Here is a 20934-nt window from a genome sequence, read left to right as displayed (position 1 = left end):
TTGCGCAGATCTCATCCCACACCGACAATAGGGAGAGGGTACGCATCCACTGACAGGATAAGGTCACGTGTCTCAGCCAACCATGATCGGATGCCCTGCATGCGCAGGCGGACTGGAACTCGTCCGCGGTCCGCACGGGCACGTCCAATTGCGGTGCAGTGTCGGACATACCTTCTCTCTCCCTGACGCATATAGGGCCAAGGAAGATGAGTTGGAATACACACAGTGGTCTGTGGTCGCCATTCTCAAGCATCTCCAAATGCTGTTGGCCATGATGCAGGACGCGCCCGTGCCCTCCGATCCTTCCATAGCCGTGAGGTTCCAGGAGCGGGCCATGCAGATCGAGGATCAGATTGTTTCGTTGGAAAGGATAATTCAAGACACGCAGGTCGTTCTCATGAGCCCATCCTCAAAAGAGAAGACCGGGCAATGAAAGTAGTGACCGCGATCAGGCGCAATGTCATTGTGATCGGGGCATCGAGCGGTGGGGTTCAAGCGCTTCAATACCTTTGCCGTATGCTTCCACGTTCATTCCCCGCCGTCGTCGGCGTGGTGATTCACCGAAGTCCCTTTTACGTCAGCAACATCGAAGCCATCTACGGGAAACGAGATCGCATCCGCGTGCGTGAAGCTAAAATGGGCGATGTGCTCGAGGAAGGAACGGCCTACTTTGCCCCTTCAGACCATCATATGCAGTTTCAACTCGACGGCGTACGGCTCACGCGAGGACCGAAGATGAGCTTCACCAGACCGGCTGCCGACGCCCTGTTTTTGTCGGCGGCCGCATCGTTTGGAGAGCGGGTGGCTGGGGTGATTCTCACAGGAGGCGGATCGGATGGTGCGCACGGGCTGATCGCGATCAAAGAACACGGTGGGAAATCCATCGTGCAAGATCCCGAAGAAGCGATTGATCCAAGCATGCCGGTCAATGGTATTTTGGAGGATAGCGTCGACTATGTCGTATCCTTAGCCGATCTGCCGCCGCTCCTCTTGGATTTAGCCATGGGAAGAGCAGCAGAAGGAACGCTGGCCCGCCACACTGAATAGCATTGTGCGTCTCGTTGCCGACCTCAATCGGCCAAATTCATCAATCTTTTGCAGCCATTCACTGTCGCCACCCTCCCTTAAACGAATGTCCCGCCTATCATCTGGGTGACGTTCGTTCAGCTCCTCTTGAACCACTTTCTCATTGAGCGTAGCCTACGCTCATCATGCCGGACGACCTACCCATCGGACGAATGATCGCAGGTCATCCATGACAGCTCCACCTCCGCCCCCGGTTTCAAAAAAATCTGTCTTGATCATAGATGGAAACGATCAGGACCGGTCACACTATGCCGACGGCCTCAGAGATCATTGTCCTGACTATGCCATCATCGAAGTCGCCAGTGGCGAGATGGGATTGTCGGCCTGTGAATCACAGCGTATCGACTGCGTGATCTTAGAGCTTGACCTGCCGGATATGTCCGGCTTTGAGATCTTGATCAAGCTGGTGCCGGTTGCTCGTCGTCCGGAAATCCCTGTCATCGTGCTGACGAGATTGCCGAATCCTGACATTCTGGTGCTTGCAGTAAAAAATGGAGCGTTTGAAGGATTGATCAAAGGGCGTACCTCCGGTGAAAGACTTCATGACGTGGTCATCAGAGCTATGGCGAAAATCGTGTCGCATGGCAAGGACCGCTATAGAAATCTCCAGCAAGCCGACGATGAGATGGCTTTGTAAAGCCTTACGCTGCATACCAGCCCGCCCTCCTATGTCCGTTTGTACCTATCTATACATCCACGGTCACCGAAACCTTGGCGACTCATAGCCGCAGAAAGCCGTCCTGAGGCAGAGGTAGGAACATACGGTGTACGGTTCGGACTTCAGTTTTTCACTGAATCAAAATTGCGACAGTACACTGTCTTTTCTTCTTGCCGCATATTCCTGGTGTTTCTTCAATCTCTTCCCTTCTCGAATCGTTGGATTTCGGCATGTCATTTGCTTCAATAATCTGTACTATGGAACCCGAATCACTTAGGCATATCTTGTTTGTTGATTCCAACAGGGAGGATCTCGAGTACTTCGCGCTTCGGCTGCGATATCTGAGGACTGACTATCGCATCGATGCGGCCAAGACAGTCAGGGAAGCCGAATACATCCTCGCAAAAGGACACATCGACTGTGTTGTGCTCGAGTTGGATCTTTCGGATGGATCTGGTTTCGAACTCCTCATTCGCATCATCCCATTCGTTCGATATCCTAAAACGGCCGTCATCGTGCTCACGCGTCTCCGCCATCGGGGTTTGTCTGACTTGGCACTGGCAAACGGCGCTCACGCGTACTTATGGAAACCTCATACGTCGAGAGAGCAACTTGAACAGGCCATTCGGCGAGCCCTGCATGTCCCAGGTCTCTTGCGGGAGGAACCAGGTCTCTCCTCTCACGTTCATCGTGGCGGGCTGAGCCACCCCCGAGACGCATCGAAGTAATCTTCATTGGACAGTGCAGCTCTTAGGCGGCTCGACAGGTACAGAGACCATCATGGGAATGGCCGCGGGTGGTACGAACGGACGATTCGGAAGCCCAAGCCGGATTGAGGATCACAGGCTGCTTTCAGCCGTTTGCTGTAACAGCTCACGAACCTCCTCATCCGAGGTCTGGGAGAAATCTTCATACCATTGTCCGACTCCCCAAAACGGTTCCGGAGTGAGGACACAGAAGACGTCATCCGCCTCCTGCTTGAGTTCTTCGCAGGACTCTCTTGGCGCGACCGGCACTGCAACGATGATGCGCGCCGGACTCCGTTGGCGGAGAGCCGCGACGGCCGCTCGCATCGTGGCCCCGGTGGCCAGGCCATCGTCGATGACAATGACCGCCCGTCCCCCGATAGGAACGGGCAGTCGCTTCCCCCGATAGACTCGCTCTCGCCTGAACAACTCGCGCTCCTCCCGTCGAGTCACCTCGGCGATCACGCTGGCGGGAAGACCCAACTGCCGGATGATCCTGTCGTGCAAAATCCGAATGCCGCCGCTGGCGATCGCTCCCATGGCCAGTTCGTCCTGTCCCGGCACACCGAGCTTCCTGACGATCAGCACGTCGAGAGGCGATTGCAAGGCATGAGCGATTTCGAAGGCCACCGGCACACCTCCCCGCGGCAAAGCCAACACGACTGGATGAAGTCCAAACGTCTCACCGTAGAGATGCCGGGCAAGAATCCTTCCAGCTTCCCTGCGATCTTGAAATCGTTGCATCGTTCTATCCTAGAAGTCGGTACAGATCTGCGCAAGGTGATCGGGAGACTCGGGGCCGCTGAAGCAGAATCTATGATTTGAAACGTTCGGATAGGAGTCGTGACTCTCTGGGGTAGTTCAGATTCGGCGGGTACTCAAGGTTCTTACAGCACGGCATTGAGTTTCCGTTCTGATTTCTTCGACATGGCGAGACAAACGGTCCGCACTTTCCGTCAAACGGGCCTTGGTCGCTTCGAAGCGAAGAGCCAGTTCTTGCATAATGCGTTGAGCATCATGACTGCCATTGTTCATTCTGGTGCGAACCGTATCCTCGTATTGCATAATTTGTTCGATCGCCCTGTGTGTCGAGGCGAGATTGCAAAGCAATTCGTTGTGGGAGAGTGCCCGGTGAATAGATTTCATGACTTGTAACTGACTCGGAGGATTGGGGAGCAGATCGAAGACACCGTGATGGACCATTTTCCAAACGTCACATCGCTCGGTCTCCGGCACCGCCGCAATCAGCGGCATGCTGGATTGGTAATTCCGTGCCTGATGGAGAAGCCGGAAGTCGTTCGTAGTGGCACACTCGGCGCTCGTGATCGCAAGCAAATACGAGGAGCGTTCCAGGCTATACATGGCATCTTCCTGCGAATGGCAAATTTCTACTTGGATGTCCGGCACAATGTCGTGAACGACAATCCCCAACAACTGGGCGAGTGGAGGCTCATCCATGATGAAGAGGATGCTGCCGGACTCTTGATAAGACGAAGTTGAAGCGACCGTGTGAGCCAATGGGAGTGACCGCCTTTCTCACAATGTCGGCGGTCAGGCCTTTAGAGGCCGTCGGCAGTGTGTTTAAGTTGCATAGAAATTTTATACCCCATCGCTCCCTTAATCTATGGCAGCGGGACTTTTGGAGACTCGCTAAACTCCATTCTTGACGGCAAGCTCTCACACATCTGGTTCGGAACACGCGTCAGCACAATCACCGGGTTGGCGATCTTAGTGTTTCACTGTAGGAGATCGGTGGTAACGCCTTTTAATTGTCACGTGGGTAACAGAGAGCCTAGCCGAACGGCCCTAGAACGGTTTACGTGCAATTGGGCTTTTTGGCTCTCTTGTGAATCTCTGCGGGCGCTCGTAGAATCGAGCCGGTTTGTGCGGAGCCGAGCCGAGTGGACACTCTCAACTACGAACTGATGAAAGACCTTGCAACCCTCGGGGCTAATCTCACACTCAATACGCCGGTGAGTTACGATCAGCTGATGGACCTGCTGGCAATCGCCAAAGTATCGGGCGCGCATATCACCATCGGCTTCATCATTTCATACGATCGGCTGCGCGAGATCGCCACTCTCGGCGGCAACCAAGTCACCTTTGTCTATTAACTCTCTCTATGTCCCGCCTCCTGTTTGCGGAACCGGTTCATCCTTTCATTGAGCCTCGGCAAACTCCTCAGGCCATCCGGCCTTAGTCATGCCGGTGCCATCCCTGCCAATGGCTTGCTTGCACTCATCTGCTGAGCACCTATAACCGTCCCCAATGCATCGGATAGTACGAACGATCGTGAGGCCGAACAAAGCAGACGAACTCATTCTACGAGCTGACGGATTGAAGTCTGGACTGGGATGCCGTGGATCTCAACCGGGCACGGCAATCTCCGCTCACGGTGATGACCGTGTTCGAGCCGTTCCAAATACTGAGGCAGGGATTGCCGCGACCTCATCTTCCTGAGCGGCATGTAAGAGTTTTACCAGGTTGGCCAACCGACTCCTCTGATTCTCATGCAGAACCGGAAAGCTGACGCCAAAGTATTCACCTCGAATCCATGGAACGGTGGCTTGCTCGATCGACATCGGTTCGGCCTGATCCGGGAGCCACAATTGGAGACGCACGCGCATGCCAGGAGCGAACTTGATCAGCCCGCGGATTCGACAGCCGCCGGCGGAGAGGTCCGCCAAGACGCCCTTGCCTTCTCCTTTGGCATATCGATAGCTCACCTGCCGATGGACACCTACCCTGGGACGAATCCGCTTTGCCATTTTCCCTCCGCTGGTTACAGTAGAACTATAGCACTCAAGGTCTCAATCGAAGAGACCGAAAGGAACTACGCCTACAGTGTAGGAAAGGCTGGGTGACCTAATGAGAGACACAATGCGCATCAGGACGATCCTCCTTTTTACAATTATGGCCGGATGTCAGACGGTCCCGTCTACGCAAAATGTCCCGCAGGAACCGGTCGCACGTCCGGCACCCGAGCAACAGAGGCCAGAGCCCCCGAAATCGGCCTGCAAAGTCCTTCCCTCGCAAATGGACCAGATACGTGGCTTGCAGCGTCAGTTGAAAGAGCGAGACCGGCAGATTGAAGAACTCACGTTTCAACTCAACGCACTCAAACAAATCGACGAGGAAAGCCGGCAAGGATATGCGCCCGCCCGGCTCCCTGCCTTTACGACGCAGGACTAACGGTCACGCAACAGTTGGTCACGGCCTCAGGATAAACACCAAAACGGGCCGTCTCATTCAGGGCAGGTCGAGAGTCAGTAGGTCGAACCAGGTTTCGAGGTAACGAACCGATTATTTTTTGCTACCGTCCACTTTGCATCCAGGATGTCCACAGGGACATGGCCCGCCGACTTTTGCTGCGTTTTGACATTCGTCGCTACAAAAAGGACTGCCCTCCACTTTGCAGGAACATGATGCGTGCGCACATGTCTCACTGGGCATACGATGTCCCCTTCCCTGGCAAATACGGCGAAGTGCGATCGGCTCACGTATGACGCTGTCCATACTGTAGAACGAGAAGGCACGTTATACAATTTCCCCAGCCGCGAGGGAGAGATCCGTTGCCTGATCCACATGGCGCCAAAGAGAAGATCACCCATCACGTCGGGACAAGCCATATGCCCACCTTGTGAAGGTTGTTCAAGGGCTGGAATCACTGTACCCTAATCAAAGCGTCACGCCATAGGTACGGATACATTCACTCACCATAGGCCGACAAGACCATTCACACCGTGACGATATCAGGCAACGAAACCGCCTTTCTCGCAGCTATTGTTGGATCATCCGACGACGCCATCATCAGCAAGACGCTGCAAGGGGTCGTGCTGACGTGGAATACAGCCGCTGAACGGCTCTTTGGCTACACCGCTGAGGAAATGATCGGGCAATCCATTGTTCGGCTGATCCCCGCCGAGCGTCTCCACGAGGAGGAGCGGATCCTCAGCACGATACGACGCGGTGAGCGTCTGGAGCATTACCAGACGATCAGAATCAGAAAAGACGGGTCTCGCATCGATGTGTCCCTGACCGTGTCACCGATCGTGAGTACCGATGGAAGCATCATCGGCGCTTCAAAGATCGCTCGAGACGTGACCAGACATCAGCAATCCGCACGAGCCAATGCGTATCTCGCGGCCATCGTGACGTCCTCCGACGACGCGATTATCGCCAAAACGTTGGACGGCACGATCTCGAGTTGGAATGCAGCCGCGGAACGGCTCTTTGGCTACACCGCCGACGAAATAATCGGTGAGTCCATTCTACGCCTGGTCCCTTCGGATCGTCGGCACGAAGAGGAAGACATCCTGGCGACCATCAGACGTGGCAAACGATGGGAACACTACGAAACGGTCCGGCGGCGGAAGGACGGAAGCCTTGTGAGAGTTGCGATCACGGTCTCCCCCGTGCTCGATGCCTCGGGAACGATTATCGGAGCCTCCAAAATTGCACGGGATATCACCAAGCAAGATGAAACCGCGGCTCAGCAGCGAGCCATGGCCGTGACCAACGCCAAGTTCCGTACATTTTTCGAACAGGGCTCCTATTTCGCCGGTGTCATGGAATTGGACGGTACGCTGCTCGAGGCCAACCGTCTCTCTTTAGAGGCCTGCGGCTTCACCCGTAAGGATGTCGTCGGCAAGAAGTTTTGGGATTGCGGCTGGTGGAATCGATCACCCGCGCTCATGGAGATGGTTCGGGAGGGTATCCGTCTGGCTGCAGCCGGAACGTTGTTCAGGCGAGAGTCACGCTATTTTCTGGCGGACGGATCCGAACGCATGGTGGATCTGTTGATCGCGCCGGTCAAAGATGATCAGGGGCAGGTGATCTTTCTTGTTCCCACCGGAACCGACATCACCGACCGCAAGCTGTACGAAGACAAACTGCGTACACTGGCCGGTCAACTGGAACTATTGGTTCAGGAACGCACTCGAGAACTCGTGGCCTCGCAAGATCGCCTGCGGGCGCTGGGAAGAGAGTTGGATCTTGCCGAGCAGCGAGAACGGAATCGGCTTGCGACCGAATTGCATGATCATCTCCAGCAACTGCTCGTGCTGACCAAGATCAAGATGTCGCAACTCAAGCGCCTGACGCCGGGAATGCCCGCTTGTCTGGACATCATCGAAAGCAGCGATCAGGTGCTCAGCGACGCGTTAAAGTATACACGCGGCCTGGTGGCCGAATTGAGTCCACCCGTGTTGAGGGAGCACGGGCTTGCGCTCGCCGTCAAATGGCTGGCCGACCATATGAGGAAATATGACTTCCAGGTGACCGTTGAAGTGCCGGAGCATGAACCGATCATTCCCGAAGATCAGGCAGGCTTGCTCTTTCAATCCGTTCGCGAATTGTTGTTCAACAGCTACAAACATGCCAGGACGGGGCACGCATCGGTACACATGACATGGCAGGATGACATGTTGAAGATCGAGGTCCAGGACAAAGGGGAAGGATTCGAGCCCGCTACCCTGTTCACAGATAATGCACTTGATGAATCATCGACCAAATTTGGCCTATTCAGTATTCGCGAGCGCATGTTGGCTCTTGGAGGGAGTTTCGACCTGGATTCGGAACGAGGCAAGGGGACCATCGCGAGGCTCCGCCTGCCGTTGAGGTACACTCCTCTTCCCACCTCGACTCCGCCATTTGCCCCTCCCGACACGCCTGTGAACGCTTCTCAGCCTGATCAAGATAAGCGCATCCGTGTCTTGCTTGTCGACGATCATGTCATGGTTCGGGAAGGTTTACGTGCGATGTTACAAAGCTATCCCGAGTTACACCTCGTCGGTGAAGCCGGGAATGGAGATGAAGCGCTGACGCTCGTGCAACAATTCCGGCCACGTGTCGTCGTGATGGATATCAATATGCCGAAGTGCAACGGCATCGAGGCCACCGCGAGAATCAAAGCGCAGTTTCCCCACATCCATGTGATCGGTCTTTCCGTCAACGTGGATGCAGTGAACCAGGAAGCCATGAAGCGCGCAGGCGCTCGTGTGCTTCTCACCAAGGAAGCCGCAGCCGGTGAACTCTATCAGGCCATCAACGACATAGTGACCACTGGACTGACGGGAGACGAGATCCCAGCGGTTTCGAGATGATGTAAAGACGGTCTTTCCCTTGCCTTGATGTTGCAGCGTTCCGACCATCTCCCACACTCACTCTTGCCCACTATCCATGAAGAAATGACCCTGACGCTACGCGTCTCTCCGTTCAATTGGCGGAGCCATCGATGCGGCAGGCCACAGACAGAAACGCTTGCCTCCCGTTAACAGTTTGATCCTGCCTCCTATGTTCGCGGACCTGTTCTCCTTACCGGCACTGGTCGGGAAGGCCGGGCGCCGAGATTCCCAACAGACATACACGTCGGGCTCGTGACACCTGTTAGTTTTGCCAGTTCCTGCCTCCATGGCCGGCTTGTTACAGTATGCCGCCCTTGGGCCGGACCAGCCGATAAGAGATCGCTGAACCACTATTGGGAGGAGCCCATGCTAACGTATGAATTTTTGCGGGACGAAGGCATCCTTCTGCTTCGTCCCGAAGGAGCGCTTCAATCAGAAGACTTTGCATCGGTTGGGAGGGTCGTCGACGCGTATATCGAGAAGAACGGAAAGCTGCACGGGATCTTAATCGAAGCACAATCGTTCCCCGGCTGGGACAGCTTCGGCGCATTCATCTCACATATGCGCTTCGTTCGAGACCATCACCGAGTCATTGAGAAAATCGCAGCGGTTTCCGACAGCACCGTACTCTCCATAGCCCCACAAATTGCCAAACATTTCATCAAGGCGGAAGTTCGCCACTTCAATGCCGCTGATCGTACGGCTGCTCTCACGTGGCTGAAGCAGTAACCAGTGCTACGGGTTTAACGATCATGCCGGGAAACTATACGAATCATTTCTGCTGTCGGCTCGAGTCGTTTGAATGGGCCAGACAGCCGTCAACTGTTCGCGTACGGCCAAGCGTGATCTGAGTACCATCCATTTCCAAACTGACGTTGAAGGACAACGCTATGAAACATGCCGAGGAAACGCAGGCCGACGATCAACCGAAATTGAAGCGGAAGGCGTATGAAAAGGAGTTGCGTCGCCTTCAAGCCGAACTTTGCCACCTTCAAACCTGGGTGAAACACAAGGGCCTGCGGGTGATCGTGGTGTTTGAAGGGCGCGACGGAGCCGGCAAAGGGGGCACCATCCGCGCCCTCACCGAGCGTGTCAGTCCTCGCGTGTTTCGCGTCGTCGCGTTGCCAGCCCCTTCGGATCGAGAAAAAACGCAGATGTACATTCAACGCTACTTCGCACACTTCCCGGCTGCAGGCGAGATCGTTATCTTCGATCGAAGTTGGTACAACCGTGCCGGGGTGGAGTATGTGATGGGCTTTTGTACCAAGGAGGAGCACCGGCGCTTTCTCGAACTGTGTCCGGCCATTGAAAAGATCCTCGTCGAGGGGGGCATCCTGATCATCAAGTACTGGCTGGAAGTCAGCAATAAGGAGCAGGAGAAGCGCTTTCAGGCCCGTATCGAGGATCCCTTGCGCCAGTGGAAACTCAGTCCCATCGATCTGCCCTCGCGTGAGAAGTGGTATGAATATTCGCGGGCGCGGGATCTCATGCTGGAGTCGACGGACACGAAGCATGCGCCTTGGTATGTGGTGCGTTCAGACGACAAACGGCGAGCGCGATTGAACTGTATTCATCACCTGCTCAGTCTCATTCCCTACAAAAAGGTGAAAAGAACTGCGCTTCAGCTTCCTGAGCGATCGAAGAAGCATAAGTACGACGATCAGGCGACCTTGAAGGGACGACACTTTATTCCTCAGGGATACTGACCGCGCTCGTTCGAACAGAATCAACCACTGACTGGGCAATCGCGTGCGAAGAGTGACCCGGAGCCTCAACGAGCAGAAAATGTTGCCTACGCTCGATCCATCTCCTCCAAGCCTGATAGACAGGTATGGAGACTATCCCCTCTATTCGAGCGTCGAAATTCCTCGCTGGGGATGAGACGAAACGAGAGATGTGAAATGGGGCAGCTAGCTATTTCAATGCTTCCGCACCGCCGACAATATCCATCAATTCCTTCGTGATGGCAGACTGTCTGGTCTTGTTGTAATAGACCGTGAGTTTTTTGATGAGCTCGCCGGCATTCCTCGTGGCCCCTTCCATGGCCGTCATGCGCGCACCTTGCTCGGCGGCGGACGACTCCAACAAGATGCGATACGCCTGTACCTGCACATTGCGGCGGAGCAATTGGTCCAGTAGCTCCTCTTCACTGGGTTCGTACAGATATCCGCCTGGCAAAGACTCCGTGACTGGAGTGGGCGCGTTGATATCCGGGACCTCGACGTTCCAATCGATGGGAAGGAGCCGCTCGACCACCACGCGTTGCTGCATTGCAGACTTGAATTCATTATAGATGGCATAGACGGCATCGATGCGGTTGGCGATGAAGTCCTCGATCGCCCTGATTTCTGTTTCGATCAGCAGCGCATGCTCGAAGGAGAGTTTGTCGAACATATCGACCAGTTCACGCCGCACTTTCCAGTCTCGCCGACGGAGATAGTCCCGTCCTTTTTTGCCGATCACCGTGACCTCGACCTCTGCTCCGTCTGACTGAAATTTCTTAAGAGCCGCTGTGGCATTGCGCAGAATGTTGGTGTTGAATCCCCCGCACAACCCGCGATCGCTTGTGACAACGGCGACCAGAATGCGTTTCTCTCCCCGCTTTCGGAGCAATGGGTGGGACTCGCGATTGACACGGCGGCTGAGGGTACGAATCGTATCACGCATTTTGAGTGCGTATGGACGAGCCGCAAGAATACGCTGCTGCACGCGCTTGAGCTTCGCGGCTGCCACCATCTTCATGGCCCGGGTGATTTTCTGGGTTTTCTTAACTGAATCGATCTTACGTCGGACCGACTGCAGGCTGGGCATACGAATCAACCTTATCTAAAGCATGCTTACCGGGGGGGACACGGTATCACCGGCGCTGAGAGCAGTCAACCAAAGGAACTCACGATCTGATCCCCCTGTCGCGGCGACATTCCTATGCCGGAAATTACTGTTTCCTATATACTCCATCCCTACAGCGTTTGAAATGCGAATTGGTGCTCGGATCCACTCGACGAAAGAAGGGAGGGTACGCGCCATGCTCAGACTGATTGGATATTGGAACTGGAAAGGGGTCGCCGGTGCATTCCCGTGCCTGCTTGTCGCCTCGGGATTGGTCGTGAGTGGACCCATTGTTTCGGAAAGTCTTGGAGGAACGGGAGCCCATGCAAAGAAACAAGGAGATCCGGAAGCGGGACGGATCATTTTTAACGGGAAGGGCGTGTGCTACTACTGTCATGGGACCGACGGGAACATCGACAATCGGCCGCAGCTTGAATCGGATACTGGAATGGTAATCACACAGCTCGACCCTCAGCCTGCGGACTTGAGAAAACCCAAGAGCCTTCGACTCAAGAACGACGAGCAAAGAGCCAAATTGATTCGAGAGGGACGAGTGGGTACAGGGATGTTTCCGGAAACCAACCTGACCAATCGGGAACTGATCGATACGCTTGCCTACTTGGCGGTCCTTCGTGGTGAGAGTCGGGCGAAGCCTCAGTCAACGCCTCGGGGTCATTGACAGCACAGGATATCGGCGCGCAGAATCCTCCCGGCATCAACGTCATGTTCCACATTGGCACTCGGCAACGGATGCATCCGACGTTGAACTGATTGAGACTGCGCTTCATGTAGCACCGGATGTCGATGAGTCCGCAATCACATCATCCTGCTCTCAATATGGCCAATACCGCTCATTAAGCCCCTTTCATTTCATACTTCCACAATTTGAAAACGACCGGCCATGTGCTGTATATGCATCATTTCGCTTGATCGTCGCATCAACAACCCCGGTGACCCCGGCCAAGGATCCACGAAGGCGGCCAGCCTCCTGATTACGTCAAACAGAGCCGCGAGTTGATTGCGTACAAACCTGCACGACCGGTTGAACGATGATTACAGCCCTGATCGAGTTGTCACTTCGTCAACGCATCATCATTTTTTTCATCACTGCATTGTTTGCAGGTCTGGGGCTCTATGCCTTCCGCACAATGCCGATCGACGCCTTCCCTGACGTCACCCCCATCCTGGTTCAAGTGGTGACGAAAGCTTCCGGTTTTTCGCCGGCTGAAGTCGAACGCTTTGTGACCTTCCCTCTCGAGCTCCAATTGACCGGCGCCCCGGGACTGAAGGAAATCCGATCACTTTCAAAAGTAGGCCTTTCCATGATCGATGTCGTGTTCGAAGACGATGTTGATATCTATTTGGCGAGACAGATCGTCTTGGAGAGGGTCCTCGAAGCCAAAGAATCTCTTCCTAAGGGCATCACGACCTCGCTCGTTCCAAATACCACGGGGCTCGGCGAGGTCTATCAGTTCTTTCTCGAAGGCCCCAACGACGATACCCGCGAGATGACCGAAGCCGTTCTCACCGAGCGCCGCACGCTGCAGGACTGGGTTATCCGGCCATTGCTGAAAGGTTTGCCCGGCGTGGTGGAAGTCAATTCCATGGGCGGATTCGTCAAACAGTATCAAGTCCTGATCAACCCGGGTCTCTTGAGAAAGTACGATTTGGCTTTGCATGAGGTGTTCCAAGCGGTGGAGCGGAATAATGCCAACGCCGCGGGCAGTCTCATGGAGAAGCACGGCGAGAAATACATCGTCCGTGGCATCGGCCTCATCACGAGCGTCAAGGATATCGAAAACATCGTGCTCAAAGAGTTTAATGGCACTCCGATTCGCGTGCATGATGTCGCCGACGTAGAGATCGGTCACGCTGTACGCCATGGCGCGGCTGTGGTCGATGGGAAGCGGGAGGTCGTGTCGGCCATGGTCCTCATGCTTCGTGGGGCCAATGCCAAGGAGGTCGTGGAATCGGTCAAGCATAAGATTGATGAGATACATGAGAAACGTCTGTTGCCCGACGGTCTTCGGATCGTGCCGTTCTATGATCGCATCGAGCTCATTACCGCGGCCCTGAAAACCGTGTACAAAGCATTGCTGGAAGGCGTGACGTTCGTCGTCATTATTCTCTTTCTCTTTCTCGGTCATCTTCGAAGTTCGCTCGCTGTCGCTCTCGTCCTCATCGTGGCTCCGTTAATGACGTTTATCATCATGAAAACTGCCGGTCTTTCCGCTAATTTAATGTCTCTCGGCGGTTTGGCCATCTCGATTGGCATGATTGCGGATGCAGCCATCATTCAAGTCGAAAATGTCGAGCGCCATCTCAACTCCCTCCCTACCGATAAAGTGCGCTCGCTCCTGCAGCGCCTGCCTATTGTTCGTCGAGCTGTTCTGGAAGTGCGCGCGCCGAGCATGTTCGGAGAGCTCATCATCGCCCTGACGTTCCTGCCACTGCTTTCGTTGGCAGGGATGGAAGGCAAGATGTTTTCCCCCTTGGCACTGACCATTATCATTGCCTTGTTCGCTTCGTTGCTGTTGTCTCTCACACTCTCGCCGGTGCTGTGCCTCGTTTTGCTCAAGGGTGGCGGTCATGAGGAAGGCCCCCTGGTCCGATGGGGGAAGCGAGCCTACCTGCCCGCCTTGCACTGGGCGATGAGACACCGTCCGATTCTGCTGAGCATGGTGGGGATTCTGCTTCTCGCTGCGGTGCTGATCTTCCCATTCCTCGGCGGCGAATTCATCCCTATCCTCAACGAAGGGGCGCTCACTCCTCAGGTCATACGCCTTCCGAGCATTGCGCTGGACCAGTCGATCGAGGTGGAAAAGACGGTGCATCGCACGCTGCTGGAATTTCCCGAGGTGACCAGAGTCGTGTCCAAGATCGGACGCTCTGAGCTCGGGAATGATCCGCAGGAAGTGAACGTCAGTGATCCTATCGTCTCGTTTTCACCGATCGAGACTTGGACGACGGCCAGTCGCAAATCGGAATTGGATGACGCCATCCGTCGCCGGCTCGAAACAATCCGGGGCGCGAGTTTCTTGCTTACGCAACCCATTCAGCAACGGGTGGATGAATTTCTGTCGGGGGTGCGGTCAGAAGCCACCGTCAAGATTATCGGGGAAGATTTGGATGTGCTGAGAAAAACGGCTCATGGGATCCAAGCCATTCTGGCGTTGACGCCCGGCGTGAAGGATACACGCGTGGAGCAGTTGTTCGGTCAGGAATATGTCACGATCGAGATCAACCGCGATCTCATCGCCAGGCACGCCATCAATATTGCCGAGATTCGCGACATCATCAGCACCGCCATCGGCGAGACGCCGGCCACAGAAGTATATGAAGGGCAACGACGGTTTCAACTCATCGTGCGCTATGCCGAACAATACCGGGATAGCGTCGAAGACTTGCGGGAGATTCTGCTCAAAGCGCCTGACGGCGCCATCGTTCCGTTGAGTGACGTCGCGAAGATCGAAATACGTCAAGGACCTTCAGTGATCAGTCGTGAAGGGTTGCAGCGCCGGATATATGTCGGATTTAACACGTTCGGCCGGGACATTGAAGGCATCGTTGCGGAAGCATCGAAGAAGATTCAGGACCAAGTTCGACTGCCTCCGGGATACAGCATCACCTGGGGAGGCTCCTTCCAAAACATGCAGCATGCCATGGCACGGTTACGCGTGATCGTGCCGTTGACGATTGGATTGATTTTTTTCCTTTTGTACATTTCCTTCAACTCCATCCGGTACGCCGCGCTCATTATCCTCAACCTCCCTTTTGCGATGGTCGGCGGCATTCTGGCTCTGTGGATAACGGGAGAATATCTGAGCGTTCCAGCCTCTGTGGGATTCATCAACCTGTTCGGCGTTGCCGTGCTCAATGGCATCGTATTGGTGTCCTACATCGTCAAATTACGCGAAGGCGGAGAGCCAAGCGATCAAGCCATCATCAATGGTTGTTTGCTTCGCTTTCGTCCGGTCCTCATGACAGCCTTGGTGGCACTGCTTGCACTGATCCCATTGGCGTTTGCGCATGGCATCGGCTCGGAAGTTCAACGTCCTTTGGCCGTTGTCGTCATCGGAGGCTTACTCACGTCAACACCACTCACCCTGCTTGTGATCCCAGCCCTGTTTCCATGGTTCGATCCACCACGCGCAGAAGCTGACATGACCGGTCTCGAAGAGGAATCCCTTGAAGATCGGCCGCTATAATTTCGTTGAGCTGTCGCCGGATCCAGTACGCCAACGGCCGCTCATGGGGAGTTGGTGTGTGTTTGCTATTCTTCTCGCACGGCATCCTGGTTATTGGCAGCCTGAAAATCCCTCACAAAAACCGTTACAAGATCTTCAACCGCTTTGGTAGCCTGATGTAAATTGTTAGGGCCAGGCGTCCCAATCACACCTTCTTCCCACGTCGTAGCCACCATGGTTCGCTGCGGCCGATGCGCCAAGATCACTGATTGCTTGAGTGCGACCGTGACAGCATACGCATAGAGGCCTGACCGTATCCTGTACGTGCTCACTCGCACGTACAAAGAAGGTTTAGACGGGGTATTCGCCTGTTCAGCCGGAGTGAGAACCGTCACCCGGCTTGATTGCAACGAACGGTCTGCGGCGGCACGAATCAGATCTTCCGATAAACCATCCGCTTTAGCATCTGCGGGAACTTCCTCAATGATGACCGCAACGCCAGGAAGGTAGCGCAACGAATCACGCTGGATTGGAGTTGCCGCCTGCGCGAAGCCGAAATTGAGGCACACGAACGTGAATGCGATCAGCACTTTTTTCATAGATGCACCAATGTAAGTGTTGACTAAAAATGTCACGATACCGTGAATCGTTACTACAGGCAAGGCAGTACCGCCAGTCCATGGACATGTAGAGATCGGTTCTCTGAGACCCCCCCAACGTCAAGGGCACCACCACACCGTTTGATCACATGGTGTTCTATACCCGAAATGCGGCGCGGGGACAAATGGGGAGTGAGCAGACTGTGGGTGGATCAGATCTGTGCGCAGGTGTTGTGGCGGGCGACCGCCAAAGTGATCAGTGATCCCTATCCTGGCCTTTGGCAAACCGGTTCGTTGGCCATCGATCGGAGCCGGACTGCTTTCGAGCAGGCACAATCGTCGCCACACCTCTTCTCACCATAACGTCCAGCATGTCACCCGTCGTCGCGCTCTTGCGCAGCCCGGCGAAAGCCCCGTTCTCAATCGCAAGGTCAATAAGATCAAGATTCAGAACTCGGGTCAGGACAATCACAGGAATTTGGGGATGTCGGGCGATGGGAACCAAATGAATGAGCAGCTCAAATCCAGACATGTCAGCAAGATCTAATTCCAGAATCACGCAATCAAGGGGAACGGCCCGATAGATCTCTTTCCCGCGTTGGCCGCTAATTGCTTGGACAATGTGGTAATGCGGGGAAGATAGTTTGAGCCTGTCCGCGAAGTACTGCCGGGCTTCATCGTCGCTGTCCACGAAGAGAACGCTCAGCAAGCCTTCCGGATCCATGCAAACAATTCTCGACGCGGAGTCTCCCATGATCAACCGGGAATCTAACCTTGCTGGGAGCCAGTTTGCAGGGAGGTGAGGCGGATCACAGCGACGATCCGGAGTGCTGATCAGAGGACGATCAAGGTCCGACTCGCTGTTCCTTCATGGGCTGAGCAGTTGGACGAGTCATTGCTTAACTGAAAGGCAGGCATGAAACGGGTTTACGAAGGGCGGAAGCCGTCGTATTGTAAGAGGTGAGACGTGCACAAGAGCCGGGCATGGAATACGTTTAATCATGAAGGAGTCGCGTGGCGCGCGCACCACAACCTTTCATGTCCAATCACGAATCTCAGAGCCGTTTATCTTGTTACCGCTTTGACGAACAGCGACCCTACTACCTGATCTTCACGGTTCTGCTCCTGCTTCAGCTCTGCCCGATCTGGTTCACGCGCTACCCCGCTATGCATGACTACCCCAATCATTTGGCTCGGGCCGCTATTCTGCATGAATACAGTGAGAACACATTGTATCAGGCCACGTATGAGCGCGACGGGCGACCTATTCCCAATTTGGCCATTGATCTGATCGTACCTGCACTCAGAAATATCGTGAGCATAGAGACATCGAGCAAGGCCTTCCTTTCGCTTATTATTCTTGCGTTCAATCTGGGACTTCATGTGTTGGGACTTGCCATCTATGGGCGCCCCCACTGGAGTGCCCTGGCCGCCACGTTCTTCACGTACAATTTCTCTTTTTCCTACGGATTTGTGAACTACATGTTCGGGCTGGGATTGTTTTTTATCACGCTCGCCATGTGGATGCGCTTCTGTTCACGCTGGACAGTCCACCGACTCCTCACCATCTCGATGCTTGCCGTGCTCTGCTATGTCTCCCATCTCTCAGCGTTCGTGTTCTTGTTCATCGCTCTCGGATTTCTGACAGGGATTCATATGATGAAGACCGGATCTCTCAAGCTGGAGCATGTGTTAGGTCTTCTGCCGCTATTCCCTCCGGCAGCGACTTATTGCTTGTATGGTTTAGGAATCCAACACCAAGAGCCCATGGAATGGTGGCACCCCCTGCTCGAGAAGAAGCTCACGGGGCTGCTCTACCCATTTCTCAGCTACAACCTGGTCATCGACCTCGGTCTCGCATCTGTCTTCATGTTGTTAGTGCTTCTCTCTGTTAAAGCGAAGGCAATCCACTTCGTCAATTGGGAGCTATCTTGGATCGGCGCCATCTTACTGGCTCTCTATGTAGTCTCGCCCATGAGCGGAGGCATCCGCTCGAGTTACTTGGACCGGCGTTTTCTCCTCCCCGCGGCCATCTTGCTGCTGTTGGCAATCCATATCCATGCGTCGAAGAAGATTGGACGCTATGTAATTATAGGGTTGTTGGGCCTTTCCGTCCTGCGGGTCGGAGTGGTTTGGCACTATTGGGACCGTATCGGCCAGGAGGTGCAGACGCAGGTCCGCATGCTTGACCAGTTACCGGACGGCGCTCGGTTGTATCCAATGGTTGTGCATGATCAATCAGCGGCTCGAAGCTGGCTTTGGGACATGCATTTCTTCTTTACGCCCCACTATGCGACTATCTACCGGCATGCATTCGTTCCAACTCTCTATGCCTGGGACGAAGCCCACCCTCTACACATGCGATCGGCCCAAACCGACTATGTCCAAGTCGAACGGGACACCGCCTTTGATCACGTGAATTGGGGGACGATTTTCTCCAAATATGATTATTTGTGGGGATACAAACTGTCAGAGGAATTCAAGCAATTTCTCCTCTCGAACGGTCGGTTGGTCGCTCAATCGGGCGATGCGGTCCTGATCGGACTCAGAGGAGCTAAGACCTCTTGGCTCCCTCCACCCCAAGAGCGGACAGGGTAACCTTAGTCGCAGCCGGGCTCGCTTTACGTCCTTTCCAGAATCGGTAATGATTCGTTCGTAATCTTATTCAATTCACTGGGCGGGTCGCGCATTTAAACAAGAACCTTCCAACGGAAAGCTACTCAATGTATATCCCTCTGAAATCACTGCTGTGATGGCAATTCTCCATCTGATGATGCTGCGGCACCAGGATTGCTCTACAAGATGCTCGATGAACAGGCTCCTTCACCTCAAATGACTGAATCGCTAGCTGCTTCGGAAACGAACGAAGGAGGAATCTCCATGTGGGTCGTCGTCATCTTCGCCTCATTCACAAGTGCTGCGCTGTTTTCGCTATTGCGGGTTATCTGGGAGGCAAAATAGCTTTGATTGGCTATGCAACCCTGGCTTGAACTTTCCTCTTGTTCAGCTGTCTGTCTCGCAGCACTTCTATGCAATGCTTGAATCTGTTGTGATTCAATTTGAATCGAATGTGATTCGCAACGCTGTCTCTGATCTGTGATAGGAAACAATCAGTTAGAAGCCCGCTCCTGCATATCCACCCGCAATTATTGAAGGTTCAACAATCCTCTAAGCCTGAGGACGCAGTCTGGCATCAGGATTGCGGTGCACGCGTTCGCCAAGTATCTATTTGCATTGCATCCGGCCCAGGATGCTCCATGGCGGCAGTCTACAGGGTCTGGAAAACAGAACGCAGTAGGGTATTACCAAAAGCAGAAGTCGTGATGCTCCGTCTTGAGTGCACTTGATGACAAGTCAAAGGAATACACTCTGGGAGAAAGAGATCGGCCGGTGCGCTATGGGCTGGATGACGTTGTGGTTTTGATAGAAGGAAGACAAGTTTCGTGAGGTCGGGCTCTATGGCCCCTGTTAATCCCTCTGTGCTCATTGTGGATGATAATCCGGACATCTGTCAGGCCGTCCAGGATCTCTTGGAGCATGAGGGCTACCTGGTGCAGTCCGTTTCCACCGGAGTGGAGGCGCTTGCCAGAGCGACGCACCAGCACTTTGACACCATAATCTTAGATGTGGGATTGCCCGATCAAGATGGCCTCTCGATACTCCCGGTCTTGAAAAAAGCCGATCCACGAGTGCCTGTCCTCATCCTATCAGCCCTCCCCACCAAGGAGCGGAAAGCACAGGCAATCCAGCTCGGCGCGTTTGCCTGGCTTGATAAGCCCTTTGACCGAGAGGAACTCAAGGCGATGCTGCGCGGCGCGATCGGTCCGGCCGCGGCGGTCCGAGAGGAACACATGGAACGAAGGCTGCTTCGGTCTCAGATCGAACAGCAGGCGTTGTTGGACTTGATTCCGGCCATGGTGTGGTACAAGGACACTCACAACTGCATCGTGCGGGCGAATCGACGAGCGGCAGAATCCATCAACAAGACGGTGGCGGAAATCGAAGGCCAGTCCACCTATGCGCTCTATCCCGAGGAAGCGGAACAATATTACCAGGATGATCTGGTGGTGATTACATCGGGCCAGTCCAAACTCGGCATCGTCGAGTTGTATCAAACGGCCTCGGGAGAGAAGCGCTGGGTGCAAACCGATAAAGTGCCCTACCGTGATAGACAAGGGACGATCATGGGGGTTCTGGTGTTGGCCCAGGACATTACCGAGCGCCGGCGCGCGGAAGAGACATTGCGGGAAAGCCATGAGCTGTTCAGGCAATTGACCGAGCACATTCGAGAGGTTTTTTGGATGACCGATCCGGCAAAAACGCAAACGATTTACATTAGTCCTGCCTATGAGGACATCTGGGGACGCACCTGCAGCAGCCTGTATGCGTCTCCGCAGTCCTGGCTGGACGCGATCCATCCCGATGACCTACCTCGCATCCGGCAAGCCAGGCTCACGCAACAGATCCCTGGAGCCTACGACGTTGAGTACCGCATCATTCGGCCAGACGGGACCATCCGCTGGATTTGGGATAGAGCTTTCCCGATTCGCGATCAGGCAGGCCTGGTATATCGGATCGCCGGGATTGCGGAGGATATCACTGCACAAAAAAACCCTCTGAGCCCACTGCCGACCCTGACCTAGGTGATGATGACAACGAGGTTGGGTCACGCGGAAAACCCAGTATGCGAGCGGTAGGCATAGA

The 20934-nt window shown here is 54.5% G+C and carries 19 protein-coding genes; 13 read left to right on the top strand and 6 right to left on the bottom strand.

What is annotated here, in order from left to right; translation table 11 throughout:
- Positions 1-67: 67 nt before the first annotated feature.
- From W02_RS15560 to W02_RS15545, 4 genes are all read left to right on the top strand, one after another.
- Complete coding sequence (locus W02_RS15560) at positions 68-433, top strand: hypothetical protein (RefSeq protein WP_173049305.1); 366 nt, start codon at positions 68-70, stop codon at positions 431-433.
- Positions 430-1047 (top strand): chemotaxis protein CheB, encoded by a 618-nt coding sequence (locus tag W02_RS15555; protein WP_173049303.1) that lies wholly within the window; start codon positions 430-432, stop codon positions 1045-1047. Before W02_RS15560 ends, W02_RS15555 begins: the two co-directional genes overlap by 4 nt.
- A gap of 208 nt (positions 1048-1255) precedes the next feature.
- Positions 1256-1723 carry a response regulator gene (locus W02_RS15550; protein ID WP_173049301.1) on the top strand — a complete coding sequence of 156 codons (468 nt, stop codon included), beginning with the start codon at positions 1256-1258 and terminating at the stop codon, positions 1721-1723.
- Between the two features lie 278 nt (positions 1724-2001).
- On the top strand, positions 2002-2472 hold the full coding sequence (locus W02_RS15545) for a response regulator (RefSeq protein WP_173049299.1): 471 nt from the start codon (positions 2002-2004) through the stop codon (positions 2470-2472).
- Between the two features lie 111 nt (positions 2473-2583).
- Here the strand turns inward: W02_RS15545 and W02_RS15540 are convergent, their stop codons facing one another.
- On the bottom strand, positions 2584-3234 hold the full coding sequence (locus W02_RS15540) for a phosphoribosyltransferase (RefSeq protein WP_173049297.1): 651 nt from the start codon (positions 3232-3234) through the stop codon (positions 2584-2586).
- A gap of 117 nt (positions 3235-3351) precedes the next feature.
- A complete protein-coding gene (locus W02_RS15535; protein WP_173049295.1) occupies positions 3352-4008 on the bottom strand; it encodes a hypothetical protein in 657 nt (218 codons plus the stop codon).
- Between the two features lie 383 nt (positions 4009-4391).
- Between W02_RS15535 and W02_RS15530 the strand changes: the two genes are divergently transcribed.
- Positions 4392-4604 carry a hypothetical protein gene (locus W02_RS15530; protein WP_173049293.1) on the top strand — a complete coding sequence of 71 codons (213 nt, stop codon included), beginning with the start codon at positions 4392-4394 and terminating at the stop codon, positions 4602-4604.
- Between the two features lie 276 nt (positions 4605-4880).
- Here the strand turns inward: W02_RS15530 and W02_RS15525 are convergent, their stop codons facing one another.
- Positions 4881-5258, bottom strand: a complete 378-nt coding sequence (locus W02_RS15525) for a PilZ domain-containing protein (RefSeq protein WP_173049291.1) — start codon at positions 5256-5258, stop codon at positions 4881-4883.
- Positions 5259-5370: 112 nt separating this feature from the next.
- Here W02_RS15525 and W02_RS15520 point away from each other — a divergent pair, with 112 nt between their 5' ends.
- The 4 genes from W02_RS15520 to ppk2 all read left to right on the top strand — a co-directional run bounded on the left by W02_RS15520 (position 5371) and on the right by ppk2 (position 10321).
- Positions 5371-5682, top strand: a complete 312-nt coding sequence (locus W02_RS15520; RefSeq protein ID WP_173049289.1) for a hypothetical protein — start codon at positions 5371-5373, stop codon at positions 5680-5682.
- Between the two features lie 551 nt (positions 5683-6233).
- Complete coding sequence (locus W02_RS15515) at positions 6234-8594, top strand: PAS domain S-box protein (protein WP_173049287.1); 2361 nt, start codon at positions 6234-6236, stop codon at positions 8592-8594.
- Positions 8595-8981: 387 nt separating this feature from the next.
- The gene (locus tag W02_RS15510) at positions 8982-9344 is read left to right on the top strand and encodes an STAS/SEC14 domain-containing protein (protein ID WP_173049285.1); all 363 of its coding nucleotides are present in this window, start codon (positions 8982-8984) and stop codon (positions 9342-9344) included.
- Between the two features lie 161 nt (positions 9345-9505).
- The gene (gene ppk2, locus W02_RS15505; RefSeq protein ID WP_173049283.1) at positions 9506-10321 is read left to right on the top strand and encodes a polyphosphate kinase 2; all 816 of its coding nucleotides are present in this window, start codon (positions 9506-9508) and stop codon (positions 10319-10321) included.
- Positions 10322-10529: 208 nt separating this feature from the next.
- Here ppk2 and atpG read toward each other — a convergent pair whose 3' ends face one another.
- Positions 10530-11426 (bottom strand): ATP synthase F1 subunit gamma, encoded by an 897-nt coding sequence (atpG, locus tag W02_RS15500; RefSeq protein WP_173049281.1) that lies wholly within the window; start codon positions 11424-11426, stop codon positions 10530-10532.
- Positions 11427-11640: 214 nt separating this feature from the next.
- Here atpG and W02_RS15495 point away from each other — a divergent pair, with 214 nt between their 5' ends.
- Both W02_RS15495 and W02_RS15490 read left to right on the top strand, forming a co-directional pair.
- On the top strand, positions 11641-12123 hold the full coding sequence (locus W02_RS15495; RefSeq protein ID WP_173049279.1) for a hypothetical protein: 483 nt from the start codon (positions 11641-11643) through the stop codon (positions 12121-12123).
- Between the two features lie 370 nt (positions 12124-12493).
- Entirely contained in the window at positions 12494-15652 is a 3159-nt protein-coding gene (locus W02_RS15490) for an efflux RND transporter permease subunit (RefSeq protein ID WP_173049277.1), read from the top strand.
- A 65-nt stretch (positions 15653-15717) separates the two neighbouring features.
- On the opposite strand, the gene W02_RS15485 is transcribed toward W02_RS15490, so the two are convergent.
- Both W02_RS15485 and W02_RS15480 read right to left on the bottom strand, forming a co-directional pair.
- The gene (locus W02_RS15485; RefSeq protein WP_173049275.1) at positions 15718-16230 is read right to left on the bottom strand and encodes a hypothetical protein; all 513 of its coding nucleotides are present in this window, start codon (positions 16228-16230) and stop codon (positions 15718-15720) included.
- Positions 16231-16486: 256 nt separating this feature from the next.
- Entirely contained in the window at positions 16487-16954 is a 468-nt protein-coding gene (locus W02_RS15480; protein WP_173049273.1) for a two-component system response regulator, read from the bottom strand.
- A 290-nt stretch (positions 16955-17244) separates the two neighbouring features.
- On the opposite strand from W02_RS15480, the gene W02_RS15475 reads away from it, so the two are divergent.
- Both W02_RS15475 and W02_RS15470 read left to right on the top strand, forming a co-directional pair.
- Positions 17245-18828 carry a hypothetical protein gene (locus W02_RS15475; protein ID WP_173049271.1) on the top strand — a complete coding sequence of 528 codons (1584 nt, stop codon included), beginning with the start codon at positions 17245-17247 and terminating at the stop codon, positions 18826-18828.
- An 860-nt stretch (positions 18829-19688) separates the two neighbouring features.
- Positions 19689-20873, top strand: coding sequence for a response regulator (locus W02_RS15470; protein ID WP_173049269.1), 1185 nt, complete (start codon positions 19689-19691; stop codon positions 20871-20873).
- Positions 20874-20934 lie beyond the last annotated feature (61 nt).

Origin of the sequence: Nitrospira sp. KM1 (genome assembly GCF_011405515.1) — a bacterium.
Taxonomy (GTDB): Bacteria; Nitrospirota; Nitrospiria; order Nitrospirales; family Nitrospiraceae; genus Nitrospira_C.
The sequence above is the reverse complement of the archived record's forward strand: the minus strand, read 5'-3'. Positions and strand labels throughout refer to the sequence as shown.

Coding starts and splice junctions, on each gene's coding strand:
- W02_RS15470 (WP_173049269.1), top strand. CDS start 19,689: ATGGCCCCTGTTAATCCCTCTGTGCTCATTGTGGATGATAATCCGGAC.
- W02_RS15495 (WP_173049279.1), top strand. CDS start 11,641: ATGCTCAGACTGATTGGATATTGGAACTGGAAAGGGGTCGCCGGTGCA.
- W02_RS15555 (WP_173049303.1), top strand. CDS start 430: ATGAAAGTAGTGACCGCGATCAGGCGCAATGTCATTGTGATCGGGGCA.
- W02_RS15540 (WP_173049297.1), bottom strand. CDS start 3,234: ATGCAACGATTTCAAGATCGCAGGGAAGCTGGAAGGATTCTTGCCCGG.
- W02_RS15490 (WP_173049277.1), top strand. CDS start 12,494: ATGATTACAGCCCTGATCGAGTTGTCACTTCGTCAACGCATCATCATT.
- W02_RS15550 (WP_173049301.1), top strand. CDS start 1,256: ATGACAGCTCCACCTCCGCCCCCGGTTTCAAAAAAATCTGTCTTGATC.
- W02_RS15520 (WP_173049289.1), top strand. CDS start 5,371: ATGCGCATCAGGACGATCCTCCTTTTTACAATTATGGCCGGATGTCAG.
- ppk2 (WP_173049283.1), top strand. CDS start 9,506: ATGAAACATGCCGAGGAAACGCAGGCCGACGATCAACCGAAATTGAAG.
- atpG (WP_173049281.1), bottom strand. CDS start 11,426: ATGCCCAGCCTGCAGTCGGTCCGACGTAAGATCGATTCAGTTAAGAAA.
- W02_RS15480 (WP_173049273.1), bottom strand. CDS start 16,954: ATGGATCCGGAAGGCTTGCTGAGCGTTCTCTTCGTGGACAGCGACGAT.
- W02_RS15545 (WP_173049299.1), top strand. CDS start 2,002: ATGGAACCCGAATCACTTAGGCATATCTTGTTTGTTGATTCCAACAGG.
- W02_RS15525 (WP_173049291.1), bottom strand. CDS start 5,258: ATGGCAAAGCGGATTCGTCCCAGGGTAGGTGTCCATCGGCAGGTGAGC.
- W02_RS15510 (WP_173049285.1), top strand. CDS start 8,982: ATGCTAACGTATGAATTTTTGCGGGACGAAGGCATCCTTCTGCTTCGT.
- W02_RS15485 (WP_173049275.1), bottom strand. CDS start 16,230: ATGAAAAAAGTGCTGATCGCATTCACGTTCGTGTGCCTCAATTTCGGC.